Annotated in this window: 21 protein-coding genes; 20 read left to right on the top strand and 1 reads right to left on the bottom strand. The window is 61.6% G+C overall.

The genetic code is table 11. From position 1 onward, the window contains the following. Positions 1-201: 201 nt before the first annotated feature. The gene (locus H3T89_RS02730) at positions 202-1,437 is read right to left on the bottom strand and encodes an NADP-dependent isocitrate dehydrogenase (protein WP_198216164.1); all 1,236 of its coding nucleotides are present in this window, start codon (positions 1,435-1,437) and stop codon (positions 202-204) included. 161 nt (positions 1,438-1,598) lie between these two features. On the opposite strand from H3T89_RS02730, the gene H3T89_RS02725 reads away from it, so the two are divergent. From H3T89_RS02725 to H3T89_RS02630, 20 genes are all read left to right on the top strand, one after another. After that, positions 1,599-2,723 (top strand): GuaB3 family IMP dehydrogenase-related protein, encoded by a 1,125-nt coding sequence (locus H3T89_RS02725; RefSeq protein ID WP_110417148.1) that lies wholly within the window; start codon positions 1,599-1,601, stop codon positions 2,721-2,723. Between the two features lie 199 nt (positions 2,724-2,922). Continuing rightward, on the top strand, positions 2,923-3,477 hold the full coding sequence (locus H3T89_RS02720) for a hypothetical protein (RefSeq protein WP_015021745.1): 555 nt from the start codon (positions 2,923-2,925) through the stop codon (positions 3,475-3,477). A 38-nt stretch (positions 3,478-3,515) separates the two neighbouring features. After that, positions 3,516-5,498, top strand: a complete 1,983-nt coding sequence (locus tag H3T89_RS02715; RefSeq protein WP_198216163.1) for an AMP-dependent synthetase/ligase — start codon at positions 3,516-3,518, stop codon at positions 5,496-5,498. A 3-nt stretch (positions 5,499-5,501) separates the two neighbouring features. Next, a complete protein-coding gene (locus tag H3T89_RS02710; RefSeq protein ID WP_015021747.1) occupies positions 5,502-5,984 on the top strand; it encodes a peptide deformylase in 483 nt (160 codons plus the stop codon). A 225-nt stretch (positions 5,985-6,209) separates the two neighbouring features. Next, positions 6,210-7,079 carry a 30S ribosomal protein S2 gene (gene rpsB, locus H3T89_RS02705; RefSeq protein ID WP_198216162.1) on the top strand — a complete coding sequence of 290 codons (870 nt, stop codon included), beginning with the start codon at positions 6,210-6,212 and terminating at the stop codon, positions 7,077-7,079. A 27-nt stretch (positions 7,080-7,106) separates the two neighbouring features. Next, complete coding sequence (gene tsf, locus H3T89_RS02700) at positions 7,107-7,958, top strand: translation elongation factor Ts (RefSeq protein WP_015021749.1); 852 nt, start codon at positions 7,107-7,109, stop codon at positions 7,956-7,958. Between the two features lie 232 nt (positions 7,959-8,190). Beyond that, positions 8,191-8,946: a UMP kinase gene (pyrH, locus tag H3T89_RS02695; protein WP_015021750.1), complete on the top strand. Its 756-nt coding sequence runs from the start codon at positions 8,191-8,193 to the stop codon at positions 8,944-8,946. A 113-nt stretch (positions 8,947-9,059) separates the two neighbouring features. Continuing rightward, entirely contained in the window at positions 9,060-9,614 is a 555-nt protein-coding gene (frr, locus tag H3T89_RS02690) for a ribosome recycling factor (protein ID WP_198216161.1), read from the top strand. 25 nt (positions 9,615-9,639) lie between these two features. Beyond that, entirely contained in the window at positions 9,640-10,629 is a 990-nt protein-coding gene (locus H3T89_RS02685; protein WP_198216160.1) for a phosphatidate cytidylyltransferase, read from the top strand. A gap of 64 nt (positions 10,630-10,693) precedes the next feature. Beyond that, positions 10,694-11,881: a 23S rRNA (adenine(2503)-C(2))-methyltransferase RlmN gene (gene rlmN, locus H3T89_RS02680; RefSeq protein ID WP_415873460.1), complete on the top strand. Its 1,188-nt coding sequence runs from the start codon at positions 10,694-10,696 to the stop codon at positions 11,879-11,881. A gap of 114 nt (positions 11,882-11,995) precedes the next feature. Beyond that, positions 11,996-12,772, top strand: coding sequence for an imidazole glycerol phosphate synthase subunit HisF (gene hisF, locus H3T89_RS02675; RefSeq protein ID WP_198204037.1), 777 nt, complete (start codon positions 11,996-11,998; stop codon positions 12,770-12,772). A gap of 165 nt (positions 12,773-12,937) precedes the next feature. Continuing rightward, a complete protein-coding gene (gene hisI / locus H3T89_RS02670) occupies positions 12,938-13,372 on the top strand; it encodes a phosphoribosyl-AMP cyclohydrolase (protein ID WP_110417151.1) in 435 nt (144 codons plus the stop codon). Positions 13,373-13,415: 43 nt separating this feature from the next. Further along, the gene (gene trpB, locus H3T89_RS02665) at positions 13,416-15,521 is read left to right on the top strand and encodes a tryptophan synthase subunit beta (RefSeq protein WP_015021756.1); all 2,106 of its coding nucleotides are present in this window, start codon (positions 13,416-13,418) and stop codon (positions 15,519-15,521) included. Then, positions 15,521-16,411 carry a tryptophan synthase subunit alpha gene (gene trpA / locus H3T89_RS02660; RefSeq protein ID WP_015021757.1) on the top strand — a complete coding sequence of 297 codons (891 nt, stop codon included), beginning with the start codon at positions 15,521-15,523 and terminating at the stop codon, positions 16,409-16,411. The genes trpB and trpA overlap by 1 nt, the downstream gene beginning before the upstream one ends. A gap of 37 nt (positions 16,412-16,448) precedes the next feature. Continuing rightward, positions 16,449-17,360, top strand: coding sequence for a prolipoprotein diacylglyceryl transferase (gene lgt / locus H3T89_RS02655; RefSeq protein ID WP_015021758.1), 912 nt, complete (start codon positions 16,449-16,451; stop codon positions 17,358-17,360). Positions 17,361-17,450: 90 nt separating this feature from the next. After that, positions 17,451-18,116 carry a ribulose-phosphate 3-epimerase gene (gene rpe, locus H3T89_RS02650; protein ID WP_015021759.1) on the top strand — a complete coding sequence of 222 codons (666 nt, stop codon included), beginning with the start codon at positions 17,451-17,453 and terminating at the stop codon, positions 18,114-18,116. A gap of 31 nt (positions 18,117-18,147) precedes the next feature. Beyond that, positions 18,148-18,411, top strand: coding sequence for a phosphoribosyl-ATP diphosphatase (locus H3T89_RS02645; protein WP_015021760.1), 264 nt, complete (start codon positions 18,148-18,150; stop codon positions 18,409-18,411). A 50-nt stretch (positions 18,412-18,461) separates the two neighbouring features. Further along, positions 18,462-19,313, top strand: a complete 852-nt coding sequence (gene hisG, locus H3T89_RS02640; RefSeq protein WP_015021761.1) for an ATP phosphoribosyltransferase — start codon at positions 18,462-18,464, stop codon at positions 19,311-19,313. Between the two features lie 4 nt (positions 19,314-19,317). After that, positions 19,318-19,941 carry a CDP-alcohol phosphatidyltransferase family protein gene (locus H3T89_RS02635; RefSeq protein WP_198216159.1) on the top strand — a complete coding sequence of 208 codons (624 nt, stop codon included), beginning with the start codon at positions 19,318-19,320 and terminating at the stop codon, positions 19,939-19,941. Then, a complete protein-coding gene (locus tag H3T89_RS02630; protein WP_198216158.1) occupies positions 19,934-20,890 on the top strand; it encodes a DUF881 domain-containing protein in 957 nt (318 codons plus the stop codon). Before H3T89_RS02635 ends, H3T89_RS02630 begins: the two co-directional genes overlap by 8 nt. The last annotated feature ends 1 nt before the right edge of the window (position 20,891 follow it).

Raw genomic sequence — 20,891 nt, 5'->3', positions numbered from 1 at the left:
TTCTTCACATTCGCTCCTTCGTTCCGACAGAGCCCGACTCCGGTCGGGTCCCGACCAACCATTGTATTGGCTCTCGGTCAGGAGCGTACAGAACTTCCTTGCTTTTGCGCACAAGGTTCTCGCCAAGGGGCAGACGGTCAAGGCTGATCTGAGCAGAATGACCGCCTGTAATGGAAGGCGATGATGTCTTGTCTTGTTCTGCTAGTCTGCCTTGGCAGCAGCTGAAGCCATACGCTCGGCAAGGGCTTGGTCCAGGGCATCCATGAACCCTTCGGTGTCCAGCCAGGGCTGATCGGGACCAACCAGGCTGGCCAGGTCCTTGGTCATACGGCCGGAGCGCACGGTCTCGATGACCACAGACTCCAAAGTTTGTGCGAACCGGGCTACCTTGGGCGTGCCATCCAGCCGTGCCCGCTGCTTGAGTCCGCCGGTCCAGGCGAAAATAGATGCGACCGGGTTGGTGGAGGTGGTCTCGCCCTTGAGCCAGCGCCGGTAATGCCTGGTCACGGTCCCATGGGCGGCCTCGGCCTCTACCGTCTGCCCGTCTGCCGTCATCAGCATGGAGGTCATGAGGCCAAGGGAACCGAACCCTTGAGCTATTGCATCGGACTGGACATCGCCATCGTAGTTCTTGCAGGCCCAGACATAGCCGCCCTGCCACTTGAGCGAGGAGGCCACCATATCGTCAATCAGACGATGCTGGTAGGTCAGCCCCTCTTCCTCGAACCGACCCTGGTACTCCTGCTCGTAGACCTGGGCGAAAATATCCTTGAACCGTCCGTCGTAGGCCTTGAGGATGGTGTTCTTGGTGCTTAGGTAGACCGGATAGTGCCTCTGCAGGGCATAGTTGAAGCATGATCGGGCGAAGTCGCGGATGGAGTCGTCGAGGTTGAACTGAACCTGGGCCACGCCTGGTCCTGGGTAGGTGGTCACCTCTCGGGTCACCGGGTCGCTCCCGTCCTCAGGAGTAAAGACGACACTCAGCTTTCCAGGCTTGGGAACGGTGAAATCAGTGGCCTGGTATTGGTCACCGAAGGCGTGGCGGGCCACCACAATGGGCTTGGACCATCCTGGAACCAGTCGGGGGATGTTATCGATGACGATGGGCTCGCGGAAGATGGTTCCTCCAAGAATGTTGCGGATGGTGCCGTTGGGCGACTTCCACATGCGCTTAAGACCGAATTCCTTCACCCGGGCCTCGTCAGGGGTAATAGTGGCGCACTTGACACCCACATGCTCGCGCTGTATGGCTTGGGCCGCCTGTACGGTGACCTTGTCGTCGGTGGCGTCCCTGTTGCGGATGCCCAGGTCGTAATAGTCCAGGTCCACGTCCAGATAGGGCAGAATCAGCCGTTCCTTGATCATTTTCCAGATGACCCGGGTCATCTCGTCACCGTCGAGCTCGACGATGCGTCCCTTCACGGTGACTTTCTCCATGGCGGCCTCCTATCGGTCGGCGGGTCGGGGCCCGATCCTGCCCCGGTGCCGCAGTTGCGCTCGCGAACAGTTCTATCCCAAGTTTGTTACCCTCTGTTCCTATGCTCGTAACCCGCTCGTAGCACGCCAGAGCGTCATCATGAGGCGCTAGGCTGGCAGACATGACACAGGAAATCGAAATCGGCCTCGGCAAAAAGGCCACGGTGGCCTACACGCTCGATGATGTCTCCATACTCCCATCAAGAAGGACCAGGGATCCCCAGGATGTCTCCACGGCCTGGCAGGTGGATGCCTACGAGTTCGACCTGCCCCTACTGGCAGCGCCCATGGACTCGGTGACCAGCCCCGAGACGGCCATCGCCCTAGGACGGTTAGGCGGTTTGGGTGTGCTGGATTTGGAGGGACTGTGGACCCGATACGAGGATCCGCGTCCGCAGCTGGATCGGATAGCCAATGCCTCGCCGGAGCAGGCCACTGCGGTCATTCAGGAGGCCTACCGGGAGCCGGTCAAGGCGGAGTTGATCACCCGCCGTCTGCAGGAGATTCGCAAGGCCGGTGTCACGGTGGCTGGAGCCCTTTCCCCTCAGCGTACGCAGGAGTTCTACACCACGGTGGTCGATGCAGGTGTGGATCTCTTTGTGATCCGCGGCACGGCGGTGTCGGCTGAGCATGTCTCCACCAGACATGAGCCCCTGGATTTGAAGAAGTTCATCTACGACTTGGACGTTCCGGTCATCGTTGGCGGGGCCGCCACCTACCAGGCCGCCCTGCATCTGATGCGCACGGGGGCCGCCGGGGTGCTGGTCGGGTTCGGCGGGGGAGCATCCTCTACCGACTCCGCCACCATCGGAATTCAGGCCCCCATGGCCACGGCCATCTCGGATGTGGCCGAGGCGCGTCGTGACTACCTGGACGAGTCCGGTGGACGCTACGTTCAGGTCATCGCCGACGGTGAGACCGGCACCTCGGGTTCCTTTGTCAAGGCCTTGGCCATGGGGGCCGACGCTGTCATGCTGGGTACGCCACTGGCAAAGGCCACAGAGGCTCCCGGCCAGGGCATGCACTGGGGGGCCGAGGCCCATCATCCTGATCTGCCCAGGGGTCGCAGGGTCCAGGTCGGCCAGGTTGGAAGCCTTGAGCGCATACTCTTCGGCCCCAGCGATCGCACCGATGGCAGTCTGAATCTGATTGGGGCCCTGCGCCGGGCCATGGCTTCCACCGGCTACGTGGATGTCAAGAACTTCCAGAAGTGCCGTGTGGCAGTGACTCCTGCTCCTCGCTGCTAAACAAGACAGGGCATTCACAGTCCATTTATCCACAATCCGCATCAAGGCCGGTTCAGGTTGACCACATTCCCGAACCGGCCTTTACAATGCCTCAGCGCATTCATACTCTGGACGTAATCGTTGTCGTTGCGTCGTTTGCCCAGTGCACCTCGCCGGCATGGGAGGGGGAACAAGCACATAGAAGTGCGAGGTGAGAAGTATGACGGAGTATATGGATCTGACGCCGACTTGGGATCGGGATCGGACAATCGAGGATTCGACAGGGCAGGGGTTTGGCGGCTGGTGGCCGTCTACCTGTATGCAGGTGCCGCTGGGTCTTGGAAACATCAATTTGACAGTGCGAACCGTCAACTTCGTTCGGCCGGCGGATGCTGCTGGTCATAAGGGTCTGTCGGGGGATTTGAAGCGAATTCTTGTCAATCTGTGTGCGCTGGCATCCAGGGTCTTCGATGTGTTGCGGGGCCGCCTGCCGATGAAGAGCCTGGACCGTGTGCTCAACCGCGTTTGCATGGAACGGCTGGCTGTACTGGCCAGACTGATGCGTGATCAACATCTGGGTATGGTCCGCACGGCGGATCATGTCGGTATGGCCTACCTGCCGCTGATTCCTAAACTGGTCGAGCTCTACTGTGTGGACCGTGACCGGTACGAAACCACCATCGGATTCCTGGTCGGCGAGCGTACTGTGCTGACCAACCTGATCGTTGCAAGAAGCGGTTCGCGCTGGGTCTGTGTGCGCTTCGACATGGGCTAGGCGGCGGCTTTGGCGGGGTCGCCCATATGATGGTGGGTATGTTGCGTGAATATACGGTCGAGCTTCAACACCCGACGACGGACAAGGACACCATCTATTCGCTCCTGGCAAAACGCACCGCCCGCGATCCTGAGGAGCTGGTTGCCCAGTGGCAGGATCCCATGACCAGAAACTGGCACGATGTCAAGGCCGGGCAGATGTCCGCACGGGTTCGGGCTGTGGCCAAGGGCATGATGGCCCTGGGTGTGGAAAAAGGCAGCACCGTAGTCATCTACGCCTCCACCAGCTATGACTGGGGGGTCACGGACTTCGCCTGTGCCGCCATCGGAGCGGTTTCGGTGCCCATCTATGAGACCGACTCGCCCAGCCAGGCACAGAAGATCGTCCAGGACGTGGACTGTGTCCTGGCTTTCGCCGGAGATTCGGAGCATGCGCAGATTCTGGAGCAGGTCCGGGGGTCATCGCCAAAGCTCAAGTATGTCTTCAACTTCGAAGCAGGGGGCCTGAACGCAGTCAGCGAATTCGGCCAGGGGATCGACGACGAGCGCCTGGATGGGGCCATCGCCCAGGTCAAGGCTGACGACCTGGCCACCATCGTCTACACTTCGGGCTCCACCGGGGAGCCCAAGGGCGCCATGCTCTCCAACCGGAACTTCGTCCATATCGTCTTCGTGGGCTGGGACGTGCTCTACCACATGCTGGCAGCGCCCTCCCGCCTGATGCTCTTCCTGCCCCTGGCCCACTGCTTTGCCCGCTACATCCAGTACGTGGCCATCGGCGCCCAGGGCGTGGTCGGGTATGTTTCCAATGCCAAGCACCTGCTGACCGATCTGCGCACCTTCCGTCCCACCTATCTGTTGGGCGTGCCCCGTGTATTCGAGAAGGTCTATAACGCCGCCTCGCAGAAGGCCGGTACCGGCATGGCCGGCAAGGTCTTCGCCAAGGCCACCAGGCATTTCGTCAAGTGGTCCAAGGACGAGCAGGAAGGGCGTGGCCATTCGCCTCTGACCCGCCTGGCCCACGCCTTCTATACCAAGACCGTCGGCAACACGATCGAGTCCGCCCTGGGCTCCAACCTGAGCTACCTGGCCTGCGGCGGCGCGCCCATGAATGCCGACCTGGCCCACTTCTTCAACGGAATCGACGGGATCACCTTCATCCAGGGCTATGGGATGACCGAGACGGCGGCCCCATGCATCGTCAACTTCGAGGATGCCAACGAGGTGGGGTCGGTCGGCCGCCCAGGCTCGGGCATCACGGTCAGGTTGAGCGACGATGACGAGCTTCTGGTCAAGGGCCCCAGCGTTTTTATGGGCTATTACCATCAACCTGAGCTGGATGCCACCGTTCTCGATAAAGACGGCTGGCTGCACACCGGAGATCTGGCCCAGATCGACGACCAGGGCTTCGTCTTCATCACCGGCCGCAAGAAGGACGTCATCATCACCGCCGGCGGCAAGAACGTCAGCCCGGCGCCTTTGGAGGATGTCATCAGCACCTGCCCGATAGTCTCCCAGGCCGTTGTCGTGGGCGACGGCAGGCCGTTCGTGGGCGCCCTGGTCACCCTGGATGCCGGCATGTTGAAGTCCTGGCTGACCTCCCAGGGTCTGGACGCTGACATGAGCATGGAGCAGGCCAGTCATAACGAGGCCATCCATGCCTTCATCCAGCAGTATGTGGACAAGGCCAACTGCAATGTCTCGCGGGCCGAGTCAGTGCGCAAGTTCCTGGTGCTGGACAAGGACTTCAGCCAGGAGGACGGTACCCTGACCCCCAGCCTGAAGGTGGTGCGCCCCGAGGTGCTCCGCCAGTATGCCGAACTTGTGGACAAGGTCCTCTATGCGCCCAGGACGCCAGCCAAGCCGGCCGCCAAGGAGAACGACATCGTCAGCAGGGCACGGACCACCATGAGCGATTCCCTGGCCAGCATGACCGGACGCAAGCGGGATGGCCGCCAAGAGGAGGAAGCAGCCCCGGAGGACGAGAAGGACGGCCGCGACGGCCGGGATAACGAGGAGTAAGCAGTGGCGATTCGTACAATCAGAGTGGTTCCCGATCCGGTTTTGCGCACCCCCTGCGATCCTGTGACCAGCATCACCCCGGCTGTGCGCAGTCTGGTCCGTGACCTGGTCGACACCGTCGACGACCCTGGCAGGGCCGGCCTGTCGGCCAATCAAATAGGCGTGGGCCTGCGTGTTTTCTCGTACAACATCGGCGGCAAGGTGGGCTACATCATCAATCCGGTCATCGACAAGACCTCCGGCGAACAGTATGGCGAGGAGGGGTGCCTTTCCCTGCCCAACCTTTGGTATCCGACAAGGCGGGCCGACTACGCCCGAGCCCACGGGATCGACCTGGACGGCAAGACGGTGACTCTGGAAGGCCATGGCATCATGGGTCGGATGATTCAGCACGAGTGCGATCACCTGGACGGCCATGTCTATGTGGATCGGCTGGAGAGCGATGTCCGCCGCAAGGCCATGCAGCAGCTGAGATCAGCCAGGTAGGCAGAGGGCGAACACGGTACCCGAGGTCATTGGCCTCGGGTATCATAATAATCCGGCGTGTCAATGCGCAGGTCCGCTGTCACGGGTGGGCAGGCGCGCCAAGAGTATTCCCGAACACACGCCGCAAATTCGCGCCATGTCCGCGACGTCCTGTGTCGGTCGGCTCCCCGGAGTTGCACGCAGGTGCACATGGCCAGGCAATAACCGACAATGAAAGGTACGGACATGGCACAGATCACCATGAGCGAAATGCTGAAGGCCGGCGTCCACTTCGGACACCAGACCCGTCGTTGGAACCCCAAGATGAAGCAGTACATCCTGATGGAGCGCAACGGCATCCACATCATCAACCTCTTCAAGTCGCTCGGTCTGATCGACCAGGCCTATGACTTCATCAAGCAGACCGTGGCCCACAACGGCACCGTGCTCTTCGTGGGGACCAAAAAGCAGGCCCAGGAGGCCATCAAGGCACAGGCCACCCGGGTGAACATGCCCTACGTCTCCGAGCGCTGGCTGGGCGGCATGCTGACCAACTTCCAGACCGTGACCAAGCGGGTCGGCCGCTTGAAGGAGCTGGAGGAGATGGACTTCGACGACGTGCACGGCTCGGGGCTGACCAAGAAGGAGCTCCTGCTCCTGCGTCGCGAGAAGGACAAGCTGGAGCGTCAGCTGGGCGGCATCCGCAACATGAGCCGTACCCCTTCGGCCCTGTTCGTGGTCGACATCAACAAGGAGGCCCTGGCCGTCTCCGAGGCCAACAAGCTGGGTATCCCGGTCGTTGCCCTGGTGGACACCAACACGGATCCCGAGCTCGTCACCTACCCTATTCCCGCCAACGACGATGCCATTCGCGGCGTCGAGCTGCTGACCAGGCTGATGGCCGATGCCGTGGCCGACGGTCTGCTGGAGCGCTCCGGCAAGGCCGCCAAGACCGAGGAGGCCTCCGACCAGCCCATGGCCGAGTGGGAGAAGAACCTGCTGGAGAACAAGGATGGACAGCCGCAGGAGCAGGCCCAGGAGACCGCCCAGGCTCCCCAGGCCGAGCAGCCTGCGCAAGAGCAGCAGGAGACCCCCGCTGCCAATCAGGCCGCCTGAAATCTGGCGTCTAGATAGGAGAGTTTCATGGCAAAAATCACCGCTGCACTGATCAAGGAGCTACGTGATCAGACCGGCGCCGGCATGATGGACGTCAAGAAGGCCCTGACCGAGGCCGAGGGCGACATGGCCCGCGCCAAGGAGATCATCCGCGCCACCGGCATCCAGGCCGCAGGCGCCCGTGAGGGCCGCAAGGCTCAGGAGGGCCTGATCGCCTCCACCGTCGTCGAGGGTGGACAGGGCCAGATCGGCTATGCCGTCGAGCTCAACTCCGAGACCGACTTCGTGGCCAAGACCCCTCAGTTCGTCGAGTTCGGCCAGGAGGTCATCGACGACGTGGCCAAGGCTGATGCCTCCAACGCCGAGCAGGTCGATGCCGCCCCATCCAAGTCCGGCACCGTCAAGGAGACCGTTGAGGAGGCCGGCGCGCTCTTCCATGAGCACGTCAAGGTCGGCCAGGTGGCCCGGGTCGAAGGTCCCCGTGTGGAGATCTACGCACACCGCAAGTCCGTGGAGATGCCCCCATCCATCGTGGCCATGATCGCCACTGATGAGGCCGGCGCCCAGGTCGCTCATGAGGTGGCCCTCCAGATCTCCGCCATGAGCCCCAAGTGGCTCAGCCGCGAGGATGTGCCGGCCGACGTGGTGGAGTCCGAGCGTCGCGTGGCCACCGAGAAGTCCCAGGCTGAAGGCAAGCCCGAGAAGATCATTCCCAAGATCGTCGAGGGGCGTCTGAACGCCTTCTTCAAGGAGACCGTCCTGCTGGAGCAGCAGTACGTCAAGGACACATCCAAGACCATCGGTGACCTCTTCAAGCAGGCTGGCGGCAAGGCTCTGGCCTTCGCCCGTCTTGAGGTCGGCAAGGGCGACGAGGAGTAGTTGGCAGCCCAGAAATGCCCGTTGTCGTCACGCCTGATCCCACCTGAGGAATAGGCAGACGATTGGCATTGATGGTAGGGGAGCGGCTTTCGTGGCCGCTCCCCTTCTTTCCTCCCAGGCCGATCGCCTGAGTCTCTTTCCTTCGCCTATTCGGGAAGGGGTTGTCGCCCAGCCCGGATACCCTGTTAGCGGCGTATTCCGCCCCGTCATCATGTCTGGAGAAAGGGCTTTTATGACCGGATCCGATTCAGCGCAAAACCCAGCATCGCCTCGTCGTGTGCTGCTCAAGCTCTCCGGAGAGGCCTTCGGGGGAGGCGAGGTCGGCATCGACGTGCAGGTGGTCAAGCGTGTGGCCAAGGAGATCGTCCAGGCGGTACAGAGCGGCGTTCAGGTGGCCATCGTGGTGGGCGGCGGCAACTTCTTCCGTGGAGCAGAGCTCAGCCAGGCCGGCATTGAACGCTCGCGCGGCGACTACATGGGCATGCTGGGCACAGTCATGAACTGCCTGGCCTTGCAGGACTTCCTGGAGCAGGACGGTCAGGCCACCAGGGTGCAGACAGCCATCACCATGGGCCAGGTGGCCGAACCTTATATTCCTCTCAAGGCCATCCGTCACCTGGAGAAGGGGCGCGTGGTCATCTTCGGCGCCGGATCAGGCATGCCCTACTTTTCCACCGACACCGTCTCAATTCAGCGGGCCCTGGAGATCCACTGCGTCGAGGTTCTCATGGGCAAGAACGGGGTGGACGGTGTATACACGGCCGATCCGCACAAGCAGGCTTCTGCGCGCATGTTCACCAATCTGAGTTACCAGCGGGCCCTGGTGGACAACCTGGCCGTCATGGATGCAGCGGCGCTGTCCATGGCCCGGGACAATGACATGCCCATCCGTGTCTTCGGGCTTGAAGGCGAAGGCAACGTGACCGGAGCACTCAAAGGCCAGCGTCTGGGCACCCTGGTCCACGGTGGTCCTGATCGTACCCTGTAGCCGGATGCTGGCACACCCCGTGCCGCTTGGCCCCGTGGCCCCCTGGCCGTAGAGTATAAGAATGACGGACCTCGCGCGCACAGGCGGATGGTCCATACAGCAAGGAGCAGATCATGACCACAGTGGTGGACCAGGCCGGAAGGCAGATGGACAAGAGCATCGAGGCGACCAAGGAGAACTTCTCGGGAATCAGGACCGGGCGTGCCAATCCCTCCTTCCTCAACGACATCATGGTGGAGTACTACGGCACTCCCACGCCCATCAAGTCGTTGGCATCCATTGGCGTGCCGGAGCCCCGCACCCTGGCAGTCACCCCCTTCGACCCCTCCCAGGCGGGAGCGGTCGAGAAGGCCATCCGCGACTCCGACCTGGGCGTCAACCCCAGCCGTGACGGCAACGTCATCAGGGTCACCATGCCCGAACTGACCGAGGAGCGCCGTCGGGACTACGTCAAGCTGGCCAAGAACAAGGCCGAGGAGGGCAAGGTGGCCGTCCGCAACATCCGACGCAAGGTCAAGGAGGACCTGGAGGCCAAGGTCAAGGATGGCGACCTGGGCGAGGATGAAGGCAACCGGCTGCAGAAGGAGCTGGAGACCGTCACCAAGCAGAAGAACGATATGATCGACCAGCTCCTGGATGCCAAGGAGAAGGAGATCCTCGAGGTCTGATCCGCTTGGGGAGGGTCCACACTTCATGAGTACCAAGGAAAGCTCCGCCGAGAAGGCCGGTCAGGATGCCGTCGCAACTCTGAACAGGCGAACCGGGCGCAACATGCCACAGGCGGTGGCTACCGGCGCGCTTCTGGTGGTCATCATCCTGGCCTGCATCCTGGTGCGCATCGACGCATTCATCTACCTGATCGTGATTTTCATGACCCTGGGGCTCTGGGAGCTCAGGGTGGACTTTGCCACGGCTGGGCTGCATATACCGGTTGTCGAGCTCTGGATCTGCTCGGCGGCCACCATGCTGGCCTCCTTCTACGCGCCGGACCATGTTGCGGTCATGACTGCAGGTGTTCTGGTCACTGCCTTGGTCGGAGCCCTTTCTGCCACCCGCAATCATCGCCTGGGTGGCCGTCTGCTCAAGGCGGTAAACGCCAAGCTGTCGGGCAAGGATGCGCAGACCATGGCCGACGCCTCCTACGGCACCGCAGATGGGGAGGTTCGGTCAAGCAGCCTGGCCAATGTGGGTGTCACCCTCCTGACTGTTGTCTACATCACCCTCCTGGCCTGTCTGATAACCCTGCCCACCACTTTCGGCGGGCACCCTGCCGCACATGCCTTCATGGTGATTTTCCTGCCCGCCTTGAGCGACATCGGTGGACTACTCTTCGGCTCGCTCTTTGGCAGGCACAAGATCGCGCCCCGCATCTCGCCCGGCAAGTCGCTGGAAGGACTGGCAGGCTCCATGCTCTGCTGCCTGGTTGGCGCTTTGGTCATCTTCGCGGCCACCTATCCCATGGCGGATTGGGGACGGATCTGGTGGATCGCCCTGCTCATGGGCATCATGGTCGGAGCCACAGGCACCCTGGGCGACCTGAGTGCATCCTTGATCAAACGCGACCTGGGGATCAAGGACATGGGCCACCTGCTCAAGGGCCATGGCGGGGTGCTGGACAGGGTTGATTCCATCCTCATGTCCGCACCATTCATCACACTGGTCCTTTTGGTCACTGGCCTGTGACCGGAATTGATGGCCCAATGCCCAGAGGGGCTGTCGGTTGGCTGATACAGGATGAGGTAGAGGTATGACAGATGTCGATATGACCGGTGCCGAGCCTGAAACAGGCATCACCCCAGGAGGCAAGGATGGGGCCTTCAGGGACGTTCTGGCTGCCGACCATGCCCGGCGAGGCAAGCCGCCGCGCCACTTTACGGACATGGACCAGCAGGAGCGGCAGGAGGTCTGCGCCCAACTGGGCCTGCCGAAATTCCGTGTCTCGCAGCTGGCCAACCATTACTTCAACCATCTGTCCACCAACCCGGACGATTTCACGGACTTCCCCGCGGCCAACCGCCAGGAGGCCGCACACCGTTTCTTCCCTGAACTGATAACCCCGGTCACCGTTCAGAAGGCGGATCAGGGGACCACCATCAAGACCCTCTGGGAGCTCTTCGACGGGTCCAGGATCGAGTCCGTGCTCATGCGCTATCCCTCCAGGGCCACCCTCTGTATCTCCAGCCAGGTCGGCTGCGGTATGGGTTGCCCCTTCTGCGCCACAGGTCAGCTCGGATTGACCCGGAACATGTCGACCGGAGAGATTCTGGAACAGGTCAGGACCGCCTCCCAGATGATGAGGTCCGGACAGGTGGCGGGCGGCCCGGGTCGTCTGAGCAACATCGTCTTCATGGGGATGGGCGAGCCCATGGGCAACTACCGGGCCGTGCTTTCCGCAGTCAGGCAGATCAGCGCCCTGCCACCCAAGGGATTCGGCATCTCGGCCAGGAATATCACTGTGTCCACGGTCGGCGTGGTCCCCGGCATCCGCAAGCTGACCAAGGAGGGAATCCCGGTCCGTCTGGCCGTCTCCCTCCATGCCCCTAGCGACAAGTTGCGCGACGAGCTTGTGCCCATGAACAGGCGCTTCAACACCACCCAGGTTCTGGATGCAGCCCATGACTACTACCTGGCCAGCGGCAGACGGGTCAGCATCGAGTACGCCCTGATGCGTGGCATCAACGACCAGGCTGAGCATGCCCGCCTTCTGGCCAAGCGCCTCAACCACTACGGGGACGACTGGGCGCATGTCAACCCCATACCTCTGAATCCGATTGAAGGGTCTCGTTGGACGGCCTCCAAGCCTGAGGATGAGCAGCGGTTCCTGGACATTCTTCACAAGGCCGGCATCACTGCGACCATGAGGGACACCCGCGGATCGGACATCGACGGCGCCTGTGGTCAGCTGGCTGCCAAGGCCGTCAAGCTTCAGGCCTGATTCGGCCTTTTGCAGTGTGGCCATGCCATAGTGTGGACATACGGTAGTCTTCCGACACTGCAGGGGCTAGTGTCGTGACTCAAACAATTCGGTTCAGGCAGGAAGGCAGGTCGCATGACGGTAGCGGTTCGTGTCATTCCCTGCCTTGATGTCGACCAGGGTCGTGTGGTCAAAGGCGTCCACTTCAAGAATCTGCGAGATGCGGGTGACCCGGTCGAACTGGCTTCCGCCTACTACCAACAGGGAGCCGATGAACTGACCTTTTTGGATGTGACTGCTTCTGGCAGCGGGCGAGCCACCATGGTGGACCTGGTCAAAAGCACCGCCGACCAGATTTTCATCCCGCTGACCGTCGGCGGAGGCGTGCGCACCCCGCAGGATGTCGACACTCTTCTGCGGTCCGGGGCTGACAAAGTCGGCATCAACACAGCAGCCATTGCCAACCCGCAGGTCATCGGCGACATCGCCCACCGCTTCGGTCGCCAGGTTCTGGTGCTCTCGGTCGATGCCCGCCGATCCGATGCACAGGGCATTACCTCGGGATATGAGGTGACCACCATGGGCGGACACCAGTCCACCGGCATCGATGCCATCGACTGGGTCAAGCAGGCCCAGGAACTCGGAGCCGGTGAGATCCTCCTCAACTCCATGGATGCGGACGGGACCCGTCAGGGATTCGATCTGGAGATGATCGCCGACGTGCGCAAGGCGGTATCCCTTCCGCTCATCGCCAGCGGCGGGGCAGGCAAGGCCGCCGATTTTCCTCCCGCTGTCAAGGCCGGGGCCGATGCGGTCCTGGCGGCTTCCGTCTTCCATTTTGGACAGGTGTCCATCAAGGACGTCAAGCAGGCGCTCCATGCGGCCGGGTATCCGGTTCGATGGCAGGCCTGAACCAATCCCGCAGAGAATTTCGGCACCATGCGCTGCATGGCATTTGCAGGTCCTATTGGCAGCAATCGGGAAACCATACCCAATACCATAAAAAGCGACCGACAAGGATATGTCGGACAAACCGGCTGAATCAATCAGCTGAATCATCAAGGAGAACGAGGATCAATGTCACAGTCTTCGAAGGACCAGGAAGCACGTTTGGACCCGAGCATAGCGGCCAGGCTCAAGAAGGACGCCAAGGGACTTGTGGCCGCAGTGGTACAGCAGTATGACAGCCGCCAGGTTCTTATGGTCGGTTACATGGACGAGGAAGCCCTTAGACGGACCCTGACAACAGGAAGAGTCACATTCTGGTCCCGCTCCAGGCAGGAATACTGGCGCAAGGGGGACACCTCCGGGCATGTCCAATACGTCAAGGCAGTCAGCATCGACTGTGACGGGGACGCGCTGCTTATCGAAGTGGACCAGGTGGGGGCCGCCTGCCATACCGGGACCAGGTCGTGTTTCGAAGCCGGCGGACCGCTTCCGGCGGTACAGGGTAATCGCACTCAGGCGGAAATGCAGAGCCAGGAAGGGCCATCCAGTGCAGAAAGACGCTAAGGTTGTGGCAGGGAATACACAGGAAACTGGAGGGAAGGGCTCTATGACCGTCTTGGATGAACTGGTGGCCGGCGCCGTGGAAGATGCTAGGGGCCGGGTACAGAAGATTCCCTTGGAAAGCCTCAAGCAACAGGTCAGGAGCATGAAGCGCACACCCCTGGATGCCGCCCGACTGCTCAGAGAGAGCGTCGGCATTCCGATCATCGCAGAGATCAAGCGCGCCTCGCCCTCCAAGGGGTATCTTGCCGACATCAAAAATCCCGCCGCTCTGGCCCGGCAGTATGCCAACGGGGGCGCCTCGGCCATATCCGTCCTGACCGAGGGCAGGCGCTTCCTGGGGTCCTTGGAGGATCTGCGGCAGGTCAGGCAGGCCGTGGGCATTCCCGTGCTTAACAAGAATTTCATCGTCTCCGACTACCAGGTCTGGGAGTCCAGGGCCAATGGCGCCGATATGATCCTGCTGATTGTCGCGGCCTTGGATGATACCCGCCTCAAGCACCTGCTAGCCCTGGCCGGGAGCCTGGGCATGACCGCCCTGGTCGAGACTCATGATCGTCAGGAGATCGAGCGGGCCATAGCGGCCGGTGCCAGGGTAATCGGCATTAACGCCCGGAACCTGAAGGACCTGAGCGTTGACGTTGACCAGTATGCCCGGCTGGCTTCCAACCTGCCCAAGGACGTGGTCAAGGTGGCCGAGTCCGGAGTGTTCGGGACGGTCGAGCTGGAGCAGTACGCCCGGGCAGGGGCCGATGCGGTCCTGATAGGGGAGGGTCTGGTCACCTCCCAGGACCAGGAGGGTACGGTCCGCTTGCTGGTCCAGGCCGGTCACCGCTTCAAGGCCGCCGAGGCCAGGCCCCTCTCGACACATGACGGTCCCTATTTCGGACCCTATGGCGGACGTTTCGTCCCCGAGGCCCTGGTGGGCGCCCTTGACGAGCTGGAGCGTGTCTACAAGGAGGCCAAGGCTGATCCGGCCTTCAGCGAGGAGCTGAACAGACTCAACCGGGTCTATGTGGGGCGTCCTTCGGCCCTGACCCCGGCTCCTCGCTTCGCCAAGCTGATCAGCGATCGGGTCGGCGGCCAGGTCAGGGTCTTCCTGAAGAGGGAGGACCTTAACCACACGGGCGCCCATAAAATCAACAATGCCCTGGGCCAAGGGCTCCTGGTCAAGCGCATGGGCAAGAGCCGTGTCATAGCGGAGACCGGCGCCGGGCAGCACGGCGTGGCAACCGCTACGGTCTGTGCCCTCCTGGGCTTCAAGTGCCGGATCTACATGGGGCAGATCGACGCGCGCAGGCAGGCCCTGAACGTGGCCAGGATGCGAATGTTGGGAGCTGAAGTCGTCGAGGTGACCACCGGGACCAGGATCCTCAAGGATGCCATCAACGAGGCCCTGCGCGACTGGGTGACCAACGTGGAGTCCACCCACTACCTGCTGGGTACGGTGGCCGGCCCCCACCCCTTCCCGACCATCGTCAGGGACTTTCAGAAGATCATCGGCGAAGAGGCCTCCGCTCAACTGTCTGCATATGGCATCGACCATCCTGACGGGGTTGTCGCCTGCGTCGGTGGAGGCTCCAACGCCATAGGCATCATGAACACCTTCCTGGACGATCCCCGGGTCTCCCTTTACGCTTACGAGGCCGGCGGGAACGGGCCCGAGTCGGGCGAGCACGCCATTCGCCTGTCGCCGGGTACAGGCCAGGTCGGCGTCTTCCAGGGAACCAAGTCCTATCTGTTGGAGGACGACCAGGGCCAGACCATGGACACCTACTCCATCTCCGCTGGCCTGGACTACGCCTCCGTGGGACCTGAACACGCCTGGCTGCACGACATGGGCCGGGTCAAGTACGACTATGCGACCGACAAGGAGGCCATGCAGGCTTTCAGCGACCTCTGCCGGACCGAGGGCATCATCCCTGCCCTGGAGTCCTCGCACGCCTTGGCCGGAGCCAGCAAGGCGGCCGCCGACCTTTTGCGCAAGGGAATCAGGAATCCTGTCATTCTGATCAACATCTCGGGCAGGGGCGACAAGGATGTGGCCACGGCGGGCAGACGGTTCGGTTACCTGTCCGAGCAGGAGGCCAGCGCTCTGGAAGCCCAGGCCGGGCACGGAAAGAGCGGTCAAACAGAAGAGGAGGCCCGCTGATGGTCAACCAGCAATGGCAATGGCAGAAAGCCCCCGCCCAGCCCGTCCAGCCCAAGGGGTTCAGCTCTGCGGCCAGCCCGGTGGCATCCACGCTGCAGGCCCTCCGCCAGCAAGGCAGACCCGCTTTCATCGGCTACTTCCCCTATGGATTCCCCGACGTGCCCACATCCCTGGAGGCCATGCGGGTCATGGTGAAAAACGGGGTCGACATCGTCGAGATCGGACTGCCCTACAGCGACCCGGTCATGGATGGCCCGGTCATCCAGGCGGCCAGCAAGTGCGCCATCGACAATGGTGTCAAGGTCGAAGGCGTCTTCGATGCGGTCCGACAGGTCCAGGCGGACGGTGCAAGGGCTCTGGTCATGAGCTACTGGAATCTGATTCTGCACCATGGGGTAGCGGACTTTGCTCAACGCATGGCCGAAGCCGGAGGATCCGGGCTGGTCACCCCGGATCTGATCGTCGACGAATCCGGGGAATGGATAGAGCAGTCGGACCGCTATGGCCTCGACCGGGTCTATCTGGTCTCGCCCGACTCCACCGATGCACGTCTGCAGCTCACCTCCCGAGCTGCCAGAGGCTTCGTCTACGCGACATCCCGGATGGGTGTGACCGGAGAGCGAACCAGCATGTCCAACTCGGCCCAGAACCTGGTGGCGAGAGTCAGGCATGCGGGCGCTCCTTATGTGTGCGTGGGCATCGGGGTTTCGACCGCCCAGCAGGCCTCCCAGGTCGGCGCATACGCGGACGGGGTCATCGTCGGATCGGCCCTGGTTCACTGTCTTCTGGATGACGAGGGCAGGCCGCGGAAGGACCGCAGAAAGGCACTGGAGGCCTTGGCTGAGGTTTGCTCTGATCTGCGTTGGGGCATCTCCCAGGCCAGGAAGTGAGTAGGGCTGTAAGGCCCAGAGGCTAGATTGGGGCTTTATGACGCTTGCCTACATTCCATCGCCGGGAATATCCAGCTTCCAACTGGGGCCGGTCACCATCAGGTTCTATGCCCTGACCATGCTTCTGGCCATCATCGTGGCTGCCTGGATTACGGCCAGACGCTGGAAGAAGGAAGGTGGCCGGACCGATCAGATTCTGGACATCGCCATCTGCGCGGTACCGGCCGGCATCGTCGGCGCAAGGCTCTATCACGTCATCACCACACCCGAGCGGTATTTCGGGGCTGATGGCAACCCAGCGGACATTCTGCGCATCTGGCGTGGAGGCCTGGGCATCTGGGGTGCGGTCCTCCTGGGAGCCCTGGCGGCCTGGGCCTGGTGCCGCCACAAGAATTACCCGACCGCCCTGCTGGCAGACAGCGTGGCTCCTGCCCTCCTGGTGGCACAGGCCATCGGGCGGCTGGGCAACTGGTTCAATCAGGAGCTCTACGGAGCTCCCACCACACTGCCTTGGGGACTGAAGATCGATGCCGCAGGTTCCGCCATCGGCAGCAGCGAACAGTGCTATGACGGGGCCACCTGCCCGACCGGCACCCTCTTCCAACCCACATTCCTGTATGAGATGATCTGGAACCTGATTGGCGCGGCCCTTCTGGTCTGGATCGGCCACAAGGCGGTGAACATCCTCAAGGCCGGGTCCCTCTTCGCCCTCTATGTCATGTGGTACACCTTGGGGCGCACCTGGATCGAGGCCCTTCGTATCGACTTCGCCCACGAATTCCTGGGTGTCAGGATCAATGTCTGGGTGTCCATGACTGTCTTCTTCCTGGCGGCCGCGGCCTTCGTACTCATAGCGCGCAAGGGCAAGCCGACCTCCCTGCTGTCCGAAAAGCTGAGGACCATCACCGAGCTCGAGGTACGTCAGGAATCCGAGGCCCGGAGCAAGTAGGACAGGGGTCGGTTGCCCGAGGGTCGGGACCTGTGCAATTGAGCCACAAACCGGTGCCGCCCGTCTTCCGTTCAACATAGAATAATCTCCATGAGCATTCAGATAGCACCCAGCATTCTTTCCGCCGATTTCGCCAACTTGGAGCGGGATCTCAAGGCTATTGCCAATGCCGATATGGTCCACGTGGATGTGATGGATCATCATTTTGTTCCCAACCTGACGCTTGGCGAGCCCGTGGTGGAGCGCATCTGCCAGGTGACCGATCTGCCGGTGGACGTGCATCTGATGATTGAGGACCCCGACCGCTGGGCCCCCGAATTCGCCAAGCTGGGTGTCGCCTCAGTCACCTTCCACACCGGAGCCGTCCATGCCCCGGTCCGTCTGGCCCGCCAGCTGCACGACATGGGGGTCAAGGCCTGCCTGGCTGTGCGCCCTGCCGAACCAGTGGAGCCCATCTTCGATATTCTCGATGAGTTTGACATGATTCTGGTCATGACCGTGGAGCCAGGCTTCGGCGGCCAGAAGTTCCTGGACAATCAGATGCCCAAGACCCGCCACCTGCGTGATCAGATCACCGCCCGTGGTCTTAAGACCCACATCCAGGTGGATGGCGGGGTAAGCCCCACTACGGCTCCCATCGTGGCAGAGGCTGGAGCCGATGTTCTGGTTGCGGGCTCCGCCGTCTATGGCGCTGATGACCCGGCCAAGGCCATTGACCGGATCAGACAGGCCGCGCAGGTAAGCTACAAGGACTGACAGGTTTTGCAGGAAGAATGGAGATAGCCAGATGAAGACCTTCGATGGGTTGTTTGAGGAGCTCACGGCCAAGGCCAAGGAGCGCCCAGAAGGGTCCTTGACAGTGGACGAACTGGACAAGGGCACGCATTTCATCGGCAAGAAAATAAATGAAGAGGCCGGGGAAACCTGGATTGCCGCCGAGTATGAGGGCAAGGAGCGGACGGCTGAGGAGATGAGCCAGCTCCTGTATCACATCCAGGTCATGATGATCGATCGGGGCATCACCCTGGAGGATGTCTACAGGTACCTGTGACCCCCAATCCCATTCCGCTGTAGATTCGCTTCCGCAATTAGGAGGTTGCCGTGTTGAAGGTCGCGGTGCCCAATAAAGGCATGTTGTCCCAGCCCGCATGGAGGCTGCTGTCAGAGTCTGGCTATCGTCTGCGTTCCAACGATCGGCAGCTGGTGGTCGATGACCTTGACAACGGCATCCAGCTCTTTTACTTAAGACCCAACGACATAGCGGTTTATGTCGGTCTGGGAACCATCGATCTGGGCATCACCGGGCGCGATCTTCTGCTGAACTCGGGCACCGGGGCTGTCGAGGTCACCCAGCTGGGATTCGGCGCATCCACCTTCAGGTTCGCCGCTCCCGAATCCAGCAGTATCAGGAATCTACAGGATGTGGACGGCAAGCGGATCGCCACCACCTTCGACCGGCTTCTTGGTGATTACCTGGCCGGCAAGGGACTCAAGGCCGAATTGATCCACCTGGATGGGGCAGTGGAGTCCTCAGTCCAGCTCGGTGTGGCAGACCTGATCGCTGATGTGGTCTCCACCGGCACCACCTTGCGCAATGCCGGGCTCCGCGTCTTCGGCGATCCCATCCTGGAATCCGAGGGGATTCTCATCAGATCGCCACACCTGGATCCGAATGATGAGCGTCTGGCAGTCATGTCCCGCAGGCTGGAGGGTGTGCTGACAGCCCGCCGTTATGTGTTGATGGATTACGACATCCCGGTCGAGCGCGTTGCCATGGCTGTAGGCATCACGCCCGGTTATGAGTCGCCGACGGTCTCCTCCCTGCACGACAAGCAGTGGGCGGCCGTCAGGGCCATGGTGCCCAGGGACCAGGTGAACAACCTGATGGACAGACTCTATGAGATTGGTGCGCGCGCCATCCTTGTAACAGCCCTCCAAGCTTCTAGAATGTAGTCGGATGGCACTGATCGATCGAATTTCACGCAGCAGGTACAGCCCTGAGCCGAGGTCGGTGATTCTCACCGTACCGAATATCATCAGCCTGCTTCGTATCCTGTCCATACCCCTTATTGCCTACCTGGTGGCCAACCGACATCTGATCATTTCCCTGGTGGTCATGCTGATTTCGGCCTTGTCAGACGGTGTGGATGGGATTATTGCCCGCAGATTCAACCAGGTCAGCAAGCTGGGCCAGATTCTGGACCCGGTGGCCGATCGCCTGCTTATTCTCTGCTCCGTCCTGGCTCTGAGCATCGCCTCCATTCTGCCCTGGTGGCTTCTGGCCCTGGTCGGGGCCCGGGATGTGCTCATGGGCCTGCTGGTTCTGGCATTGGCCCAGCACGACTATGGTCCTCTGCCGGTCCACTTCGCGGGCAAGACCGGGACGGCTGTGCTCATGCTGGCCATACCTGCACTGATTTTTGCAGACGTGGGTACCTCGACCTTCTTCCGCTTCTTCCATCTGGTGGCTCTTGCGGCTGTCATCTGGGGTGTGGCGCTCTACTGGCTGGCAGGGCTGATTTACGCACGTCAAGGCATCGGGTTGCTTCGTCAGGACCGTCAGGACCGCCACCATGACTGAACCGCAGATGACGCCTGAATCCTTCCCCGTGCCGCCCGACCGTGCCCTTATTCACCGGCGGGCGGCTTTTTCGCATTCCAGTGCTGGCCTTGAACGCCACTATGTGGATGAGGAGAGCTCTGAGCCCTCCCAGGAGTCCATCCGGCGGCGCATGGCCGATGAGTCCCTGAGGCTGATTGATGATCTGACCAACCGTCCCATGGATCCCATGTTCGAGGATGCCCGCCTGTTGCCTGCCGAACGCAGATCACCGCTGAGCATCTGGGTGAACAGGATCCTGGTCTTCGTCATCTGCGTGCTGGTCGGCTTGGCTGGCACGGGAATAGTGCAGGTACTGCACAGGGACCCGCGTCAGAAGGTGCGTGAAAAGCTGATATCCCAGGTGGAGGCGGTCAGTAAGCGTGCCAACGACCTTAACGGGCAGATCTCGGACCTCAACGGCAATATCGACACGCTTTCGGGTCAAGTGGGTGGCCAAGGCCAGAACAGCACGCAAATCGCAGACGATTTGACCAACGGCACCAGCAAGGTGCAGGGCCAGGGTATCGTCATCACCCTGGCCAACCCTATTGCGTCCAAGGATGTCCGGGACAATGCTGATAAGATTAAACTGGTCACCGACCAGGACCTGCAGTGGTTTCTGACCAAGCTTTGGTCTGCGGGAGCCGAGGCTATTGCCATCAACGGCAATAGAATAGGGACACAGACTTCAGTGCGCACAGCCGGTCAGACCATCCTGGTGGGGACCGCCTCCATCGAGGCACCCTACAAGATTGAGGCCATAGGCGACCAGAGTGCTCTCTCTGATCTGATGTCTCGCAGCGATCTGCAGAATCGTCTGCACGATCTGAAGAATGCGAACATCACCGTCAATGTGAGCAAGCAACGGCGTCTGAATCTGAATGCCGTCGGTCTGCCCAATCTGTCATATGCCGGAAGGAGTCATTGAC

This window comes from Bifidobacterium sp. W8114 (genome assembly GCF_016101165.1).
GTDB classification, from domain to species: domain Bacteria; phylum Actinomycetota; class Actinomycetes; order Actinomycetales; family Bifidobacteriaceae; genus Bombiscardovia; species Bombiscardovia asteroides.
Note: the sequence above shows the minus strand (reverse complement) of the source record. Positions and strands in the feature narration are given on the sequence as shown.